Genomic DNA, 15,359 nt, shown 5'->3' on the forward strand with positions numbered 1-15,359 from the left:
TCGTTGAAACAGGTGAAAAGCGGTCATGATTCCACAATATTTGGTTGATTTCGACCTTAGCGAGCTTCCAACAGTCCAGACGGATTGTATCGTCATCGGTTCAGGCATCGCCGGTTTGTTCACAGCGATCAAAGCCAGTGAAGACCGGAAAGTCATTATGATAACCAAAAAAACGCTGATGGAGAGCAATACCCGTTATGCCCAGGGCGGTATAGCTGCTGTATTTGCCGATGATGATTCACCAGCCTATCACCGTCAGGATACACTGATGGCGGGAGCGGGACTTAACTCATCAGCGGCTGTTGATGTTCTTGTAAATGAAGGGCCTGAAGGAGTGCGTGAGTTAATCCGTCTAGGCACACTTTTTGATAAAGAGAACGGCGTGATTGCGCTCACCCAAGAAGGTGCGCACAGCCACCGGCGTATTCTGCATGCCAATGGGGATGCAACGGGATATGAAATTGTGCGCGCTCTGGGAGAGCAGGTAGCGGAGCATGAAAATATTGAGGTATGGGATGATCATTATGTGATCGATCTTATCACTGACGGAGGAGAATGTGTGGGTGCTCTGGTCCAGCGCCCTGGAGGCGGCCGCTTGTTTCTCCAGGCAGCTGCAACCATACTGTGCTCGGGGGGAGCCGGCCAGTTATACCGTTATACCACAAACCCAGAGGTAGCAACCGGAGATGGTGTGGCGATTGCTTACCGGGCCGGCGCGCATATTCGCGACATGGAATTTATTCAGTTCCACCCTACAGCGCTCAGTTATCCGGGGGCACCGCGTTTTCTGATCTCCGAGGCAGTCCGCGGTGAAGGTGCTGTGCTGCGTAATATCAATGGTGAACGTTTCATGGAGCGCTATCATGAGCTGCTGGAGCTTGCGCCTCGTGATATCGTCGCCCGGGCCATCATCAGTGAAATGGAGCTGACCAAATCTACTTTTGTGTACCTGGATATTACTCACGAGTCGGCAGATATGGTCAGACACCGTTTTCCGACTATTTATAGAACCTGTATGAGTTATGGGCTGGATATTACAAGTGATTGGATTCCAGTGGCTCCGGCTGCGCATTATATGATGGGGGGTATCAAGACCGATCTTAATGGAGAGAGCAATATCTCCCGGTTGTTTGCCTGCGGGGAAGTGTCCTCTACCGGAGTGCAGGGAGCTAATCGGCTGGCCAGTAATTCACTGTCCGAGGCTGTTGTTTTTGGGCGGAGGATTATTGAACGTATCCGTCAGCTGCCGCCGCTTGAACGTGGCGTTATGGCAGCAGGATGCGATGAAGGAAGGGTGGAATCCCCAACCCAGGCTATTGTAGAGCGTCGACTGAAGGTGCAGAAGGTAATGGTGCGATATGCAGGTCTGCGGCGCAATGAAGAGATGCTGCTCAAAGGATTGGATGAATTGAAGCGTCAACTGCCTATCTTCCATTCGGCTTTGACCAAACGTGAAGAATACGAGTTCGCCAATATGCTGACCTGTTGTCTGCTGATTACTGAATCGGCCTTAGCACGTCATGAGAGCCGAGGTGCGCATTACCGTGAGGATTACCCGCAGCGTGATGATGCCCAGTGGCAGAAGCATCTGCTTCAGATTCGTGAACTGGGAATAGTGGAGGAATTAAGTGATGATGTTTAATGGCTACAATGAAGAACTGGTACAAATGATTAAGGGCTGGCTGCATGAGGATGTCGGCTCCGGCGATATCACAACCCGCACAACGATTCCCGCAGGACACGAATCCAAGGGGATCATTCACGCAAAAGAGGACGGTATTATCTGTGGTGTTCCTGTAGCAGAGCTGGTTTTTGAGGTGGTAGATCCCGCCCTTGTGTTCACTGCCATGGTACAAGAAGGTCAGGCTGTAACTAAAGGGACTGTTATCGCCGAGGTGGAAGGCAGTACACATTCGATTCTCACCGGAGAACGTTTGGCACTTAATTTAATGCAGCGTTTATCGGGTGTGGCTTCCCGTACCCACTCTTTTGTGCAAAAGCTTGAGGGATTGCCATCCCGGCTGGTGGATACACGCAAAACAACTCCTGGTCACCGGATGCTGGAGAAATACGCCGTTCGTATTGGTGGTGGCGCCAATCACCGGTTCGGCCTCTACGATGCCGTAATGATTAAAGACAACCACATCAAGGGAGCCGGGGGGATTCGTCAGGCTGTTGGACGGGCCCGGGCCAATATTCCGCACACGATGACCATTGAAGTGGAGACGGAGAGCCTGGAGCAGGTAGAAGAAGCAATCGCGGCAGGGGCCGATATTATTATGCTGGACAATATGTCCCCTGAACTGATGACTGAAGCCGTAAGACGGATTAAAACCAAAGCCCCCCATGTCAAAACCGAAGCTTCCGGCAACGTGTCTTTAGAGACAGTCCGCCGCATTGCTGAGACCGGGGTTGATGTGATTTCTGTCGGCAGGCTCACCTATTCCTTCTCCAGTCTGGATATCAGTCTGGATCTGAATGCGAAGAAGGAGGAGCACTTCTCATGATGCTTGCTGTAGATATAGGGAATACAAATATCGTCCTTGGGGTATACCGGGGGCGTGAACTGCTCCATCATTTCAGGCTCAGCACTGCCCGTCAATCGACATCAGATGAATACGGTGTATTGATTCATAATTTGTTTCATATGTCGAATATTTCATTCAAAGATGTGGAAGGGGTCATTATCTCCTCGGTTGTTCCCCCTCTTGTGCAGGTTATTGTGGAGATGTGCGTGAAATATATTGGCAAGGAGCCGCTACTTGTTGGCCCGGGTATTAAGACAGGGCTTAATCTGCGCTATGAGAATCCACGTGAAGTTGGTGCTGACCGGATTGTAAATGCGGTTGCCGCCATTGAACAATATAAATGTCCGCTAGTCGTCGTTGATTTTGGAACGGCGACTACGTTTGACTGCATTGATGCTGGTGCAAACTATCTTGGTGGTGCGATTGTACCGGGACTGGGCATTTCTACCGAAGCATTGTATCAGCGGGCATCCAAGCTGCCGCGGATTGAACTTGAGAAGCCGAAGAAAGTCATTGGACGCAATACCGTACACGCCATGCAGGCTGGGATTATTTTTGGCTATGCTGGTCAGGTTGAAGGTATTGTGAAACGCATTAAGCTGGAGATGAATGCCCCGGTGCTGAAAGTAATTGCTACTGGAGGCCTGGCGACACTGATTGCCGGTGAAACGGAATGTATTGATGAAGTTAATCCTATGCTGACGCTGGAAGGCTTAAGAATTATTTATGACCGTAACAAATAAAGATATAGAACCCATATGGGACAAATGACAGGAGGAGCATGCAACCAATGGATGAAAAAAAAGATCGGCTGGTTCGGGGAACGGCGATGAACGGCAAGGTAAGAGCTTTTGCAGTCCGTACCACTGAGCTTGTCGACGAGCTTCGGCGCAGACATGATACGTATCCCACAGCAACAGCAGCGCTGGGCCGTACAGTTACAGCCGCTGCTATGATGGGTGCTATGCTCAAGGGCGAGGAAAAACTGGCAATTATGGTCAAAGGGAACGGACCGCTTGGGCAGATTGTTGCGGAATCTAATGCTCTTGGAGAAGTGCGTGGTTATGTACAGAATCCGCATGTTCATTTGCCAAGCAACAGTCTCGGCAAACTGGATGTCGCGGGAGCAGTGGGAACAGAAGGGTTCATTGATATCAGTAAGGATCTGGGGATGAAGGAGCCTTACCGGGGGAGTGTTCCTATTGTTTCGGGAGAGCTTGGTGAGGATTTCACCTATTATTTTGCGGTATCCGAGCAAACCCCGGCTGCGGTAGGGCTTGGAGTTCTTGTTGAAACGGATAACTCTGTGAAAGTTGCTGGAGGATTTATTGTGCAGCTTCTTCCGGGTCTCACCGATGATGAGATCACAGAGATTGAGCGGGCAGTAGGTGCACTGCCTTCTGTTACCGCCGTTCTCGACCAGGGACTCGAGCCGGAAGAGATGCTTCGCTGGTTGCTTCCTGATGTAATTATTATGGATGAACTCGATATAAATTTTGTCTGCCAATGCTCCCGTGAGCGTGTAGAGCAAACGTTGGTGAGTCTGGGCCAGCACGAGCTGGAACGGTTGATCGAAGAAGATGACCAGGCGGAAGTGGTATGCCATTTTTGTAACGAGGCCTATGTATTTCATAAGGATGAATTGCAGGTTATCCTGAATCAAGCGAAATCGTAGGGCTATGGGATGATGACAAGACAAGAGCGCGTGCTGCGCAATGCCGTTATACTACTGGCGATCGCAACATTAATGCTCGGAGGTTTATTGTTCTGGAGTCTGCGGGCTATGGCCATACTAAAGGGAGAAGCCGCAGAGGGGGAGTCCTCGGACATTGCAAGAGCGGGAGATCAGCCGGTTACGGACCAGCAATGGATAGTTGAGCTCAAAAAAAAGCATGGTGATGAAGTGCTCCTTGGATTGCTAAATCACATTGTAGTCAGCAAAGAGGCAAAGGCTTTGAAGATTACCGTTAACGATAATGAGATCAAGAGGGAGCTGCAGCGCAGTATGGCTGGTTACAGCTCCGAACAGCAATATTACGAACAAATGGAGTCAGAGCTGGGGCTCTCCCGTGAAGAAGTGAGAGAAGAGGCGGTCTACCGTCTCACACTGCAAGCGGTAGCAACAGCGGGAATTACCATCAGTGAGAGCGAAATTGATGATTATTTAGCGCAAAATGCTGAGCGGTTCACTCCCAAGAAGGAAATGCAGCTCTCCATGATTAAGGTAACCACTTACGATGAGGCGGAAAAAGTAATGGACCGCCTGGAGCAGGGGGAGGATTTTGCGGAACTGGCCAGGGAGCTGTCCATCGATGAGGAAAGCCGCCTCCATGGAGGAAGTATTGGTATGGTGGAGGAGGACGACCCATTCTGGCCGGAGGATCTCTTGAAGACTGCTGCTGGCCTGGAGGCGGGTGACATTGCAGGTCCGCTGCAGACAGGGGAAACTTATGCGGTAATTCGCCTGGAACAAACTATCGTGCCCAGGGAGCAGGATCAAGCTGAAATCAGGCAGCAGGTACGGGAAGAGCTTGCGCTGGAGAAGGCCCCCCCGCTACAGAAGGTGGAAAGTGATTTGCGCGCTAAATATGATACAGCGATATATATTGACAACAGCCTGCAAGATTGATAATATGAACTTAATGTAAAACCTACTGATTTAGTCGGAAATAACAAACGGCGGACTGTTCAATTCCGCTGTCCAGCGCTATAACTTGGCGCTGCGGTGTTGAATATCCTGGTGCAGACCTAGCCGTTTTTTCATACACCCGGGAATTTATGCTGAAGACTATTGTCACAAGTTACGCACCCATTCATTTATCATCCCAAGGAGGTCTTTACTCATGGCTAAAGTCGTCAATAGTGTAACAGATTTGATCGGAGGCACACCGCTCGTTCGTCTCAACCGGGTGGTTCCCGAAGGTTCTGCTGAAATCTATCTGAAGCTGGAATATCAAAACCCGGGCTCCAGCGTGAAAGACCGCATCGCGATCAGCATCGTGGAAGAGGCTGAGAAGGAAGGCCTTCTGAAGCCAGGCGGTACCATTGTAGAAGCTACCAGTGGCAACACAGGGATTGGCCTAGCACTTGTTGCTGCAGCCAAAGGCTACAAGGCGGTTATTGTTATGCCGGAAACAATGAGCCTTGAGCGGCGCAATCTGCTGCGTGCTTATGGTGCGGAGCTAGTCCTTACTCCTGGATCAGAAGGGATGAACGGTGCAGTTAAGAAGGCTGAACAAATCCTTAGCGAGAATCCTGACTTCTTCTTGGCTGAGCAGTTTAAGAATAAGGCGAACGTGAAGATTCACCGCGAAACTACCGGTCCTGAGATTGTTGAAGCCATTGAATCCATCGGTGGACCACTGGATGCCTTCATTGCCGGAGTAGGTACGGGTGGAACAATCACAGGGGCTGGCGAGATTCTGAAGGACAAATATCCAGATGTGAAGATCTATGCTGTTGAACCTGCGGCATCACCAATTCTGGCTGGCGGTAAACCAGGCCCGCATAAGATCCAAGGGATCGGCGCGAACTTCATTCCTGATATCCTGAATCAGAAGATCTATGATGAGATCATCCATGTAGAGAACGACGAAGCATTCGAAACCGCGCGTCGTGTAGCGAAGGAAGAAGGCGTTCTGTCTGGTATTTCTTCCGGTGCAGCCGTCTTCGCTGCCCTCAAAGTGGCTAAAGAGCTGGGAGCAGGCAAAAAGATCGTTGTGATTATTCCAAGTAACGGTGAACGTTACCTGAGTACTCCACTTTACAATTTCGAAGTGTAATTGCTGATTTGCATATCGTGCATAGAGCCTTCTCATCCGCTGTCATAGGGATGTGAAGGCTCTTTTTTCGGAAAATCGATCAATCAGGCTTTTCAAAACGGTCCAAAGTACAGTATACTGACAGGCAATAAACCAAAGGATAAGGAAACGGATTAACCGTGAGGATTGCTTAGGGCGGGTTGTATACAGAGTGGATTTACAGGAAAAGTATGCTGCACAAAACTAAGCAGATTCTTCCGAAGCGAGTTTTGTTACGAAGTAAAGTCACAAGAAGCGTATGCTGCACAAAACTTTTAGGGGGATGGCATTGGAAATCATAACAGCATGGCAGGACTGGGAGCTATGGGCGCAGGCAGAGTGGAGCCTTCTCCCCCTTATTATACAATCACCTCAGGAAAAGGGAGGATTGCCGGCCTTCTGGAAGAAAGCCTGGGAGACGGCCTCCCCGTATTCAGTGGTACTGGAGAGCGGGAAAGGGGGCCGTTATACATACCTTGGCTTAAATCCGGTTTCTGTGCTGCAAGGCAAAGAAGGCTCGGCTGAAGTACGCAGTTTCCCTCCAGATGCTGCTAATACAGATGAGCCCAGACTCCATTCTGTCATAAGTGGTCAACCATTGGAGATGCTGGAAGGCTGGATGAAGGATTTCACGTCACCGTGCGTCCAGCACTCTGCACTGCCTCCCTTTATAGGTGGCTGCATTGGATTTCTCAGTTATGATGTGGCCCGTTCCCTGGAGAAGCTGCCTGTCTTGGCTGAGGATGATCCGGGCTTTCCCGATTACCTCTTTATGAGGCTGGAGGAGCTGTGGATCTATGATCATCAGGAGGACATGCTGTACTGCACAGTGCATGTTCCGGTTGTTACTGCGAACCCGTCTGGCCCTGCTGAACTGAAAGATCTTTATCAAGACGCTCTCCGGCGGGCAGAGCAGATGCTGGAGCAATGGCGGCTGATCTCAGCCACCCCAGGGATTTCAGAATGCAGCGCTGAAGAAGCTGCCGAGGCTGCCATCCTTGAAGCCCATACCCATGTCACCGGTGAGTGGCCGGGCATGACTTCAGCCTTCTCGCCCGAGCAGTTTCAGCTGGCGGTCCAGGAGGTTCAGGAGTACATCCGGCAAGGGGATGTTTTCCAGGTCAATCTGTCGCTGCGTCAAGAAGCGCAGCTGAAATCCTCGCCGGAGGATGTGTACGAATGGCTGCGCAAGCTCAATCCGTCCCCATACATGGGGCTGCTGCGATCACCCGGCTTCACGCTTGCCAGCGCTTCGCCCGAGCTGCTCGTCAAGCTGCACGGGGACAAGGTCAGCGCACGCCCCATAGCCGGTACCCGGCGCCGGGGCCTCACTCCCGCGGAGGACGCCGCCATGGAGGCGGAGCTGCGCGGGAGCGAGAAGGAGATCGCCGAGCATATTATGCTTGTCGATCTGGAGAGGAGCGACATCGGCCGTGTCGCTGCATATGGAACGGTCAGCGTGCCGGAGCTGCTGACCGTGGAGCGATACTCGCATGTGATGCATCTCGTCTCGCAGGTGGAGGGCACCGTCGCGCCTGGTAAAGGCGCTTACGATGTCATGGCCGCCTTGTTCCCCGGCGGCACGATCACCGGAGCACCCAAGGTGCGCACGATGGAGATCATCGAGGAACTGGAGCCCGTTCGGCGTGGTCCATATACGGGATCAATGGGCTGGATTGACTATACCGGCAATATGGAATTAAATATTATTATACGAACATTGGCGGTCAAGGACGGAGTAGGCTATATTCAGACAGGTGCGGGCATTGTGATCGACTCTGACCCGTACCAGGAATACCGGGAATGCCACAATAAAGCCAAAGCCGTAGTGAAGGCGATTCTCTGTAGCGAATATCAGCAGGAATCACGGACCACCGGCGGCACCGAAGGAGGAGCAATATAATGATCTTGGTTATCGATAATTATGATTCCTTTACGTACAACCTGGTGCAGTATCTGGGAGAGCTTGGGGAAGAAGTGAAGGTATCCCGCAATGATGAGATTACCATCCAGGAGATTGAGGCGCTCGCACCGGACCATATCCTGATTTCTCCGGGACCGTGCACACCGAATGAAGCAGGCATAAGCCTTGAGCTGCTGCAGCATTTCAAAGGAATCATTCCGATCTTCGGTGTCTGTCTGGGCCATCAGGCCATTGGACAAGCTTTTGGCGGCAATGTTATCCGGGCGGAGCGTCTGATGCATGGCAAAACCTCGCCGATCCACCACAACGGTACCTCGGTCTTTGAGGGACTGGAATCTCCTTTCATCGCAACCCGCTATCATTCACTGATCGTGGAACGCGACAGTTTGCCTGATTGCTTGGAGATTACAGCGGAAACAGCGGAAGGTGAAATTATGGCTTTGCGCCACAAGGAATACCCGATAGAGGGAGTACAGTTCCATCCTGAATCGATTATTACCAATCATGGGCACACTATGCTGCGCAATTTCCTGAAACGGAGAGCCGGGGAACCGGTATGAAATATATTGGATTCAACAACAGGGTAGTTGATGCCAAAGATGCCGTGATTTCCGCTCTGGATCACGGCTTTTTGTACGGAATGGGCCTTTTTGAGACTTTTCGCACGTACGGGGGTGAACCGTTTTTGCTGCAGCGGCACATCGACAGACTGGCGGAGGGTTGCAGACAGCTTGGAATTCCTTTTGAAGGAGACGCTGCTGAGCTGCGGGGCTGGATTCAGCGTGTAATGAGTAAAAATGAATTACAGGATGCCTATATCCGTTACACCGTAGCAGCCGGTGAAGATATTCTGGGGTTGCCTGCGGGCGACTACAGTCAGCCTAATCATTTGCTCTACATCAAAGAGCTGCCGAAGCTCCCTGACACTCTCTACCAGGAAGGCAAAGGCCTGCAAGTATTGAATCTGCCGCGTAATACACCGGAAGGTCCCGTGCGCTTCAAGTCGCTGCATTATATGAACAATATACTCGCGAAGCGTGAACTGGCAGGATATGCTTCAGCCGCAACCGGTGCGGAGGGACTGATGCTGACCGCGCAGGGAGAGATTGCTGAGGGCATCGTCAGCAATGTTTTTTTCGTTAACAATAACGTGCTCTACACACCGAGCGTAGCCACCGGCATCCTGCCGGGAATTACCCGGGAAATGGTACTGGGGCTGGCGCTTGATGCTGGACTGCGAACAGAAGAAGGCCTGTACAGGTGGGAGCAGATTGCAGAAGCGGATGAGATTTTTCTAACCAATTCGGTACAGGAGATCGTTCCGGTTACAACGCTGTGGCGTACAAATGAGCGGCATACGGTAAGTGGAGGACGCTGCGGGAGAATTACAGCATTATTGCTGAAATCATACAGAGAAAGGACGGGATTGCCGGAATGAGACCCGTGATATACAAGCGAAATTACCGTATAGGTGCAGCGGAACTGACACTGGGTGAACGAACGTTGATTATGGGCATTCTGAACGTTACTCCGGATTCTTTTTCCGATGGCGGGTTGTGGGATGAGCCAGATCGTGCGGTAGAGCATGCGCTGCAAATGGCGGCTGAGGGTGCCGATATTATTGATATTGGCGGCGAGTCGACACGGCCCGGCCATCAACCGGTAAGTCTGGAAGAAGAGCTGGCCCGCGTATTACCTGTCATTGAGAGTATTCATCGTGCGGCCCCCCATCTGCCTTTGTCGATCGACACTTACAAGGCCGAAGTGGCCAGCAAGGCCATTCGGGCGGGCGCCCACATCATTAATGATGTCTGGGGCGCCAAGGCTGACCCGAATATGGCAGCTGTAGCTGCGGAAAGCGGCTGTCCCATCATTCTAATGCATAACCGCAATGACCGGAATTATCAGGATTTGGTTAGTGATATGTCTACCGACCTTGCGGAGAGCGTAAACCTGGCTCTGGCCGCAGGGGTGAAGCCGGAGAATATTATTATTGATCCTGGAATTGGATTTGCGAAGGATTATACAGAGAATCTTCAGGCCATGATGAATCTGGACCGGCTGACCGAGCTTGGATATCCAGTGCTTCTGGCCACTTCCCGCAAAAAATTCATTCGGACTGTGCTGGATCTCCCGGCAGATGATGTGGTAGAGGGCACTGCGGCCACCGTAGCGTTCGGGATTGCCCAAGGCTGCCAGATCGTGCGGGTGCACGATGTAGCCAGAATCAAGCGTACGGTGCAGATGTGCGATGCCATGCTTTACACTGCGGGGACGCTGGCACGTGGCTAATATACGATCAACTATAGATTATTTGGATAAGAAAGCAGGTAACCCTAATGGATAAAATGACGCTACACCGCATGGAATACTATGGCTATCATGGAGTGTTTGAAGAGGAGCGCAAGCTCGGTCAGCGATTTTACGTTGATCTGGAGCTGGAACTTGATCTGCAGGGCGCTGGCCTTAGCGATGATCTCACACTGACCGTGAATTATGCCGAAGTGCATTTTCTTGTCAAAAAAATTGTCGAAACAAAGTCATTTAAACTCATCGAAGCTTTGGCTGAACATATTGCATCCTCAGTACTGGACACTTATACTGTTATCAATGCAGTAACGGTGAAGTTGACTAAACCGCATCCGCCGTTCGACATTCACTTTCAAGGAGTGACCGTAGAGCTGCACAGAACCAGAAAGTGAGAACTTGGCAATGACCATACATTCTACCTCTGAGGCATCAGAGGCTTATATTGCTTTAGGGGCTAATTTGGGCGACCGTGAGGGGAGCCTGCTGGCGGCATTGAAAAGACTGAACCAGCATGAGCAGATTGAAGTGGTCCGCTGTTCACGTGTATACGAAACTGAGCCTGTCGGGTATTTGGACCAGCCGCAGTTTCTGAATATGGCGGCGGCTCTTCGTACAACGCTTGCCCCGGAGGCGCTCCTTCAGGAGATGCTTAGCATCGAAAGTCAGCTGGGCCGTGTCCGGGATGTGCGCTATGGACCGAGAACGGTAGACTTGGATTTGTTATGGATGGAGAATCAGCACTTCGACACACCCGAATTAACACTGCCGCATCCGCGGATGCAGGAACGGGCGTTTGTGCTTATACCACTAAGTGATGTCGTTCCGCACAATGAAGAGTCTTCCGGACTTCGGCATTTCATTACATCAGCGCTACAAGACATAGACGGAAGGGAAGGAATTCGCTTGTGGACAACAAACGTATGGGACGGAGGGTCAGAGCATTCAGAAAGCTGAAGGGTTACACTCAGCAGGAGCTTGCGGACTCTGTCGGAATATCTTTGGCTGTACTGGGTGCAGTGGAGCGGGGCAACAGACGCTTAGAAGATCAAATTTTAAATAAAATTGCGGACGTTCTTGGAGTTGCTGCGGACGAATTAGCCAATCCCTCTGATTGAGGGGACGTTATTATAGATCCCAACAAATCAAATCAAGGAAGTGAACAAACATGCTGAAAATTGGCGATATTGAGATGAAAAACCAAGTTGTGCTGGCGCCTATGGCAGGCGTGTGTAATCCGGCATTTCGTCTGATCGCAAAAGAATTCGGAACCGGTCTGGTCTGTGCTGAAATGGTAAGTGGCAAGGCGATTGTACACGGCAACCCGCGTACGCGGGAGATGCTGTTTGTGGATGAGCGGGAGAAGCCGCTAAGTCTGCAGATTTTTGGTGGTGACCGGGAGTCTCTGGTAGAAGCAGCCAAGGTCGTTGATAAAGAGACAAATGCTGATATTATCGATATTAATATGGGCTGCCCTGTACCCAAAGTGACCAAATGCGACGCGGGAGCCCGCTGGCTGCTGAGTCCTGATAAAATCTACGAGATGGTGTCTGCAGTCGTTGACGCCGTTGATAAGCCTGTGACCGTAAAAATGCGGATTGGCTGGGACAGCGAGCATATTTTTGTGGAAGACAACGCGCGCGCTGTTGAACGTGCTGGAGGCCAGGCGGTAAGTGTCCATGGCCGGACCCGTGAGCAGCTTTATACCGGGCTTGCCGATTGGAAGTACATCCGTATGGCTAAAGAGGCAGTTTCCATTCCGGTGATCGGCAACGGAGACGTGAATACTCCGGAGGATGCGCGGGCAATGCTGGATCAGACCGGCTGCGACGGTGTAATGATTGGACGGGGGGCACTGGGCAATCCGTGGATGCTGTACCGCACAATCCAATATCTGAGCACAGGTGAGCTTATGCCTGAACCCGCAGCAGAAGAAAAGATCAAAGTTGCCATTCTTCACATGGACCGTCTGATCAGCCTGAAAGGCGAAGCGGTAGCTGTCCGTGAAATGCGCAAGCATCTGGCCTGGTATTTGAAGGGGATGAAGGCAGCCGCCCGTGTGAAGGATGTCATTATGGAAGAAACCAAGCGTGATGAAATGGTGCGGATATTGAACGAATTTGTCATACAGCTTAAGGAAAGTGAGGAGCAGGAAAGCCTGAATTCCTCGCTTTCAGCGGTTTAACACTTGATTTTCCTGTCTTTTGGACACACACTCGAACATTATATGGGGCATCATTGACATTTTGTAGCGGTTCCAATATAATTTCACAGTATAAAATCGCCGTTACAGCAAGCGTTAATGCAGCAGGGAGGGTTCTTATCCCTCCGGATTCGCATATAGTATGGTGTTTTCAATAAATGTATACGACAGGAGAATCGGTTGAGATGAGCGATAAAGAAGTCATCCTTACACCGGACGGACTTAAGCGTCTGGAAGAAGAACTGGAGACCCTCAAATCCGTCAAACGCCGCGAGGTAGCTGAACGGATTAAAGTAGCCATTGGCTACGGAGATATCAGTGAGAACTCGGAGTATGAGGACGCCAAGAACGAGCAGGCTTTCATTGAAGGACGTATCATTACTTTGGAAAAAATGCTCCGTAATGCGCGCATCATCAACAGCGACGAGATCGTTACCGATGTAGTAAGCATTGGGGTTACTGTTAGCGTTGAGGATTTGGAATATGGCGACGTCATGGAATATTTGATTGTCGGCACCGCCGAGTCCGATCCGTTGAATAATAAGATCTCCAATGAAAGTCCGGTAGGCCGGGCCATTATCGGCAAGAAGATTGGTACCGTTGTAGATGTTAGTGTTCCTGCAGGAGTCATTCAATATAAAATTCTTGATATTAGAATGAAGTAATAGGTACCAATAAGGGATAAGTCAAGAAAGCTTCCTTAGGGAAGCTTTTTTCAAAACACATACAGCTTCTATTTGTACGGGAACGGACTGTCCTCTTGCATAGGGACGGAGCCGTTTCTTCTTGTGTATATGACAGAGTGAGTAAGAGAGGATGAAAGACATGACCGAGGAAATGAACACTGCGGAGAATACGGAAAAAGAACTTAGCGAGCTGTTGACGATCCGCCGCGGCAAACTGGACGAGCTTCGTGCACTGGGAATCGATCCGTTTGGTAAAAAGTATGAGCGTACGACAGGTGCTGGAGATATTATGTCCAAGTACGACGGACAAACCAAAGAGGAGCTGGACGAGCTCAACCTGGAAGTCAGCATTGCCGGCCGCATTATGGCTAAGCGCGTGATGGGTAAAGCAAGCTTTGCTCACATCCAGGATCTTAGCGGAAAGATTCAAATCTATGTCCGTCAGGACAGTATTTCTGAAGCGCAGTATGCAGCTTTTAACGTTCTTGACCTGGGCGACATCATTGGCGTTCGCGGAACAGTGTTCAAGACCAGAACCGGTGAAACCTCTATTAAAGTGCATAACCTTGAGGTTCTCTCCAAATCGCTGCTCCCGCTTCCCGAGAAATATCACGGTCTGAAAGATGTGGAGCTGCGCTACCGCCAGCGTTATGTCGATCTGATTATTAATCCTGAAGTTCAGCAGACATTCATTACCCGGTCACGGATCATCCAGTCGATGCGTCGTTATCTGGATTCGCTTGGCTACCTAGAGGTGGAAACACCAACACTTCATGCCATCGCCGGCGGAGCAGCGGCACGTCCGTTTATTACTCACCACAATACACTCGATATGCAGCTGTATATGCGTATTGCCATCGAACTGCATCTGAAGCGTCTGATCGTCGGCGGTTTGGAAAAAGTATACGAAATTGGACGTGTGTACCGGAACGAAGGTATTTCAACGCGCCACAACCCGGAATTTACAATGATCGAGCTGTACGAAGCTTATGCTGACTACAAAGACATTATGCACTTAACCGAGAGCATGATCGCTCATATCGCCCAGGAAGTTCTGGGTACCCAAAAGATTAATTATCAAGGCCAGGAAGTAGACCTGACACCACAGTGGCGCCGGGTAACCATGGTGGACGCTGTCAAAGAAGTGACAGGAGTTGATTTTGGCGTTCATATGACGGATGAGGAAGCACAGCGTCTGGCGAAGGAGCACCGTGTGCCTGTTGAGAAACACATGACCTTTGGACACATCCTGAATGCCTTCTTTGAGCAATTTGTAGAAGAAACACTGATTCAGCCGACCTTTGTTACAGGCCATCCGGTTGAAATCTCTCCACTTGCCAAAAAGAATGATCAAGACCCGCGCTTTACAGACCGTTTTGAGCTGTTTATCGTGGCCCGTGAGCATGCGAATGCGTTTAGCGAGCTGAATGATCCCATCGACCAGCGTCAGCGCTTTGAAGCGCAGATTAAGGAAAAAGAAAAAGGGAACGATGAAGCTCATGAAATGGATGATGATTTCATCCGTGCTCTTGAATACGGCATGCCGCCTACAGGCGGACTTGGAATTGGTGTGGACCGGCTAATCATGTTGCTTACCAACGCTGCATCGATCCGCGATGTGCTGCTGTTCCCGCATATGCGTAACCGTACAGAGTAATTGTTTTTATCCTGATTCCGAAGGGGATGCGAGTAGGCATTTCTCTTCGGAATCATTTTTGAAAATAATGCTTGCAATGAAACTCTGTACATGGTATATTCTTATTCCGGCCAAGAAACATCAACGCCGAGCTCGAAAAGAAATTAAAAAAAAGAGCTTGCATTACTCGGTCGAACATGATATATTATAAGAGTTGCTGGTGACGAGATAATCGGCACCGACGACGAGCTTGATCTTTGAAAACTGAACAACGA

At 50.5% G+C, this 15,359-nt stretch carries 16 protein-coding genes; all 16 read left to right on the forward strand.

What is annotated here, in order from left to right; translation table 11 throughout:
* Positions 1–25: 25 nt before the first annotated feature.
* Entirely contained in the window at positions 26–1,642 is a 1,617-nt protein-coding gene (gene nadB / locus ACTJKB_RS30665; RefSeq protein WP_440838004.1) for an L-aspartate oxidase, read from the forward strand.
* Positions 1,632–2,507: a carboxylating nicotinate-nucleotide diphosphorylase gene (gene nadC, locus ACTJKB_RS30670; protein ID WP_440838005.1), complete on the forward strand. Its 876-nt coding sequence runs from the start codon at positions 1,632–1,634 to the stop codon at positions 2,505–2,507. The genes nadB and nadC overlap by 11 nt, the downstream gene beginning before the upstream one ends.
* The gene (locus ACTJKB_RS30675; protein WP_074086940.1) at positions 2,504–3,271 is read left to right on the forward strand and encodes a type III pantothenate kinase; all 768 of its coding nucleotides are present in this window, start codon (positions 2,504–2,506) and stop codon (positions 3,269–3,271) included. The genes nadC and ACTJKB_RS30675 overlap by 4 nt, the downstream gene beginning before the upstream one ends.
* 47 nt (positions 3,272–3,318) lie before the next feature.
* On the forward strand, positions 3,319–4,203 hold the full coding sequence (gene hslO / locus ACTJKB_RS30680) for an Hsp33 family molecular chaperone HslO (RefSeq protein WP_440838006.1): 885 nt from the start codon (positions 3,319–3,321) through the stop codon (positions 4,201–4,203).
* A 12-nt stretch (positions 4,204–4,215) separates the two neighbouring features.
* Positions 4,216–5,157, forward strand: coding sequence for a peptidylprolyl isomerase (locus tag ACTJKB_RS30685; RefSeq protein WP_440838007.1), 942 nt, complete (start codon positions 4,216–4,218; stop codon positions 5,155–5,157).
* A 214-nt stretch (positions 5,158–5,371) separates the two neighbouring features.
* Positions 5,372–6,310, forward strand: a complete 939-nt coding sequence (gene cysK / locus ACTJKB_RS30690) for a cysteine synthase A (protein ID WP_074086942.1) — start codon at positions 5,372–5,374, stop codon at positions 6,308–6,310.
* 307 nt (positions 6,311–6,617) lie between these two features.
* The gene (locus tag ACTJKB_RS30695; RefSeq protein ID WP_440838009.1) at positions 6,618–8,231 is read left to right on the forward strand and encodes an anthranilate synthase component I family protein; all 1,614 of its coding nucleotides are present in this window, start codon (positions 6,618–6,620) and stop codon (positions 8,229–8,231) included.
* Entirely contained in the window at positions 8,231–8,812 is a 582-nt protein-coding gene (gene pabA, locus ACTJKB_RS30700; RefSeq protein ID WP_440838010.1) for an aminodeoxychorismate/anthranilate synthase component II, read from the forward strand. Before ACTJKB_RS30695 ends, pabA begins: the two co-directional genes overlap by 1 nt.
* The gene (locus ACTJKB_RS30705; protein ID WP_440838011.1) at positions 8,809–9,690 is read left to right on the forward strand and encodes an aminotransferase class IV; all 882 of its coding nucleotides are present in this window, start codon (positions 8,809–8,811) and stop codon (positions 9,688–9,690) included. Before pabA ends, ACTJKB_RS30705 begins: the two co-directional genes overlap by 4 nt.
* Entirely contained in the window at positions 9,687–10,544 is an 858-nt protein-coding gene (folP, locus tag ACTJKB_RS30710) for a dihydropteroate synthase (RefSeq protein ID WP_440838012.1), read from the forward strand. The genes ACTJKB_RS30705 and folP overlap by 4 nt, the downstream gene beginning before the upstream one ends.
* Before the next feature lie 47 nt (positions 10,545–10,591).
* Entirely contained in the window at positions 10,592–10,954 is a 363-nt protein-coding gene (gene folB / locus ACTJKB_RS30715; protein WP_440838013.1) for a dihydroneopterin aldolase, read from the forward strand.
* A gap of 10 nt (positions 10,955–10,964) precedes the next feature.
* Complete coding sequence (gene folK, locus ACTJKB_RS30720; protein ID WP_440838014.1) at positions 10,965–11,516, forward strand: 2-amino-4-hydroxy-6-hydroxymethyldihydropteridine diphosphokinase; 552 nt, start codon at positions 10,965–10,967, stop codon at positions 11,514–11,516.
* Complete coding sequence (locus ACTJKB_RS30725; protein ID WP_440838015.1) at positions 11,468–11,677, forward strand: helix-turn-helix domain-containing protein; 210 nt, start codon at positions 11,468–11,470, stop codon at positions 11,675–11,677. The genes folK and ACTJKB_RS30725 overlap by 49 nt, the downstream gene beginning before the upstream one ends.
* Before the next feature lie 50 nt (positions 11,678–11,727).
* Complete coding sequence (gene dusB / locus ACTJKB_RS30730; protein ID WP_440838016.1) at positions 11,728–12,744, forward strand: tRNA dihydrouridine synthase DusB; 1,017 nt, start codon at positions 11,728–11,730, stop codon at positions 12,742–12,744.
* A gap of 203 nt (positions 12,745–12,947) precedes the next feature.
* Positions 12,948–13,427: a transcription elongation factor GreA gene (gene greA / locus ACTJKB_RS30735; RefSeq protein WP_074086951.1), complete on the forward strand. Its 480-nt coding sequence runs from the start codon at positions 12,948–12,950 to the stop codon at positions 13,425–13,427.
* Between the two features lie 160 nt (positions 13,428–13,587).
* Complete coding sequence (gene lysS, locus ACTJKB_RS30740; protein ID WP_440838017.1) at positions 13,588–15,105, forward strand: lysine--tRNA ligase; 1,518 nt, start codon at positions 13,588–13,590, stop codon at positions 15,103–15,105.
* Positions 15,106–15,359 lie beyond the last annotated feature (254 nt).

The sequence above is a fragment of the Paenibacillus sp. 22594 genome (genome assembly GCF_052044425.1).
GTDB lineage: Bacteria > Bacillota > Bacilli > Paenibacillales > Paenibacillaceae > Paenibacillus_AQ.

Coding starts and splice junctions, on each gene's coding strand:
- nadB (WP_440838004.1), top strand. CDS start 26: ATGATTCCACAATATTTGGTTGATTTCGACCTTAGCGAGCTTCCAACA.
- nadC (WP_440838005.1), top strand. CDS start 1,632: ATGATGTTTAATGGCTACAATGAAGAACTGGTACAAATGATTAAGGGC.
- ACTJKB_RS30675 (WP_074086940.1), top strand. CDS start 2,504: ATGATGCTTGCTGTAGATATAGGGAATACAAATATCGTCCTTGGGGTA.
- hslO (WP_440838006.1), top strand. CDS start 3,319: ATGGATGAAAAAAAAGATCGGCTGGTTCGGGGAACGGCGATGAACGGC.
- ACTJKB_RS30685 (WP_440838007.1), top strand. CDS start 4,216: ATGACAAGACAAGAGCGCGTGCTGCGCAATGCCGTTATACTACTGGCG.
- cysK (WP_074086942.1), top strand. CDS start 5,372: ATGGCTAAAGTCGTCAATAGTGTAACAGATTTGATCGGAGGCACACCG.
- pabA (WP_440838010.1), top strand. CDS start 8,231: ATGATCTTGGTTATCGATAATTATGATTCCTTTACGTACAACCTGGTG.
- ACTJKB_RS30705 (WP_440838011.1), top strand. CDS start 8,809: ATGAAATATATTGGATTCAACAACAGGGTAGTTGATGCCAAAGATGCC.
- folP (WP_440838012.1), top strand. CDS start 9,687: ATGAGACCCGTGATATACAAGCGAAATTACCGTATAGGTGCAGCGGAA.
- folB (WP_440838013.1), top strand. CDS start 10,592: ATGGATAAAATGACGCTACACCGCATGGAATACTATGGCTATCATGGA.
- folK (WP_440838014.1), top strand. CDS start 10,965: ATGACCATACATTCTACCTCTGAGGCATCAGAGGCTTATATTGCTTTA.
- dusB (WP_440838016.1), top strand. CDS start 11,728: ATGCTGAAAATTGGCGATATTGAGATGAAAAACCAAGTTGTGCTGGCG.
- greA (WP_074086951.1), top strand. CDS start 12,948: ATGAGCGATAAAGAAGTCATCCTTACACCGGACGGACTTAAGCGTCTG.
- lysS (WP_440838017.1), top strand. CDS start 13,588: ATGACCGAGGAAATGAACACTGCGGAGAATACGGAAAAAGAACTTAGC.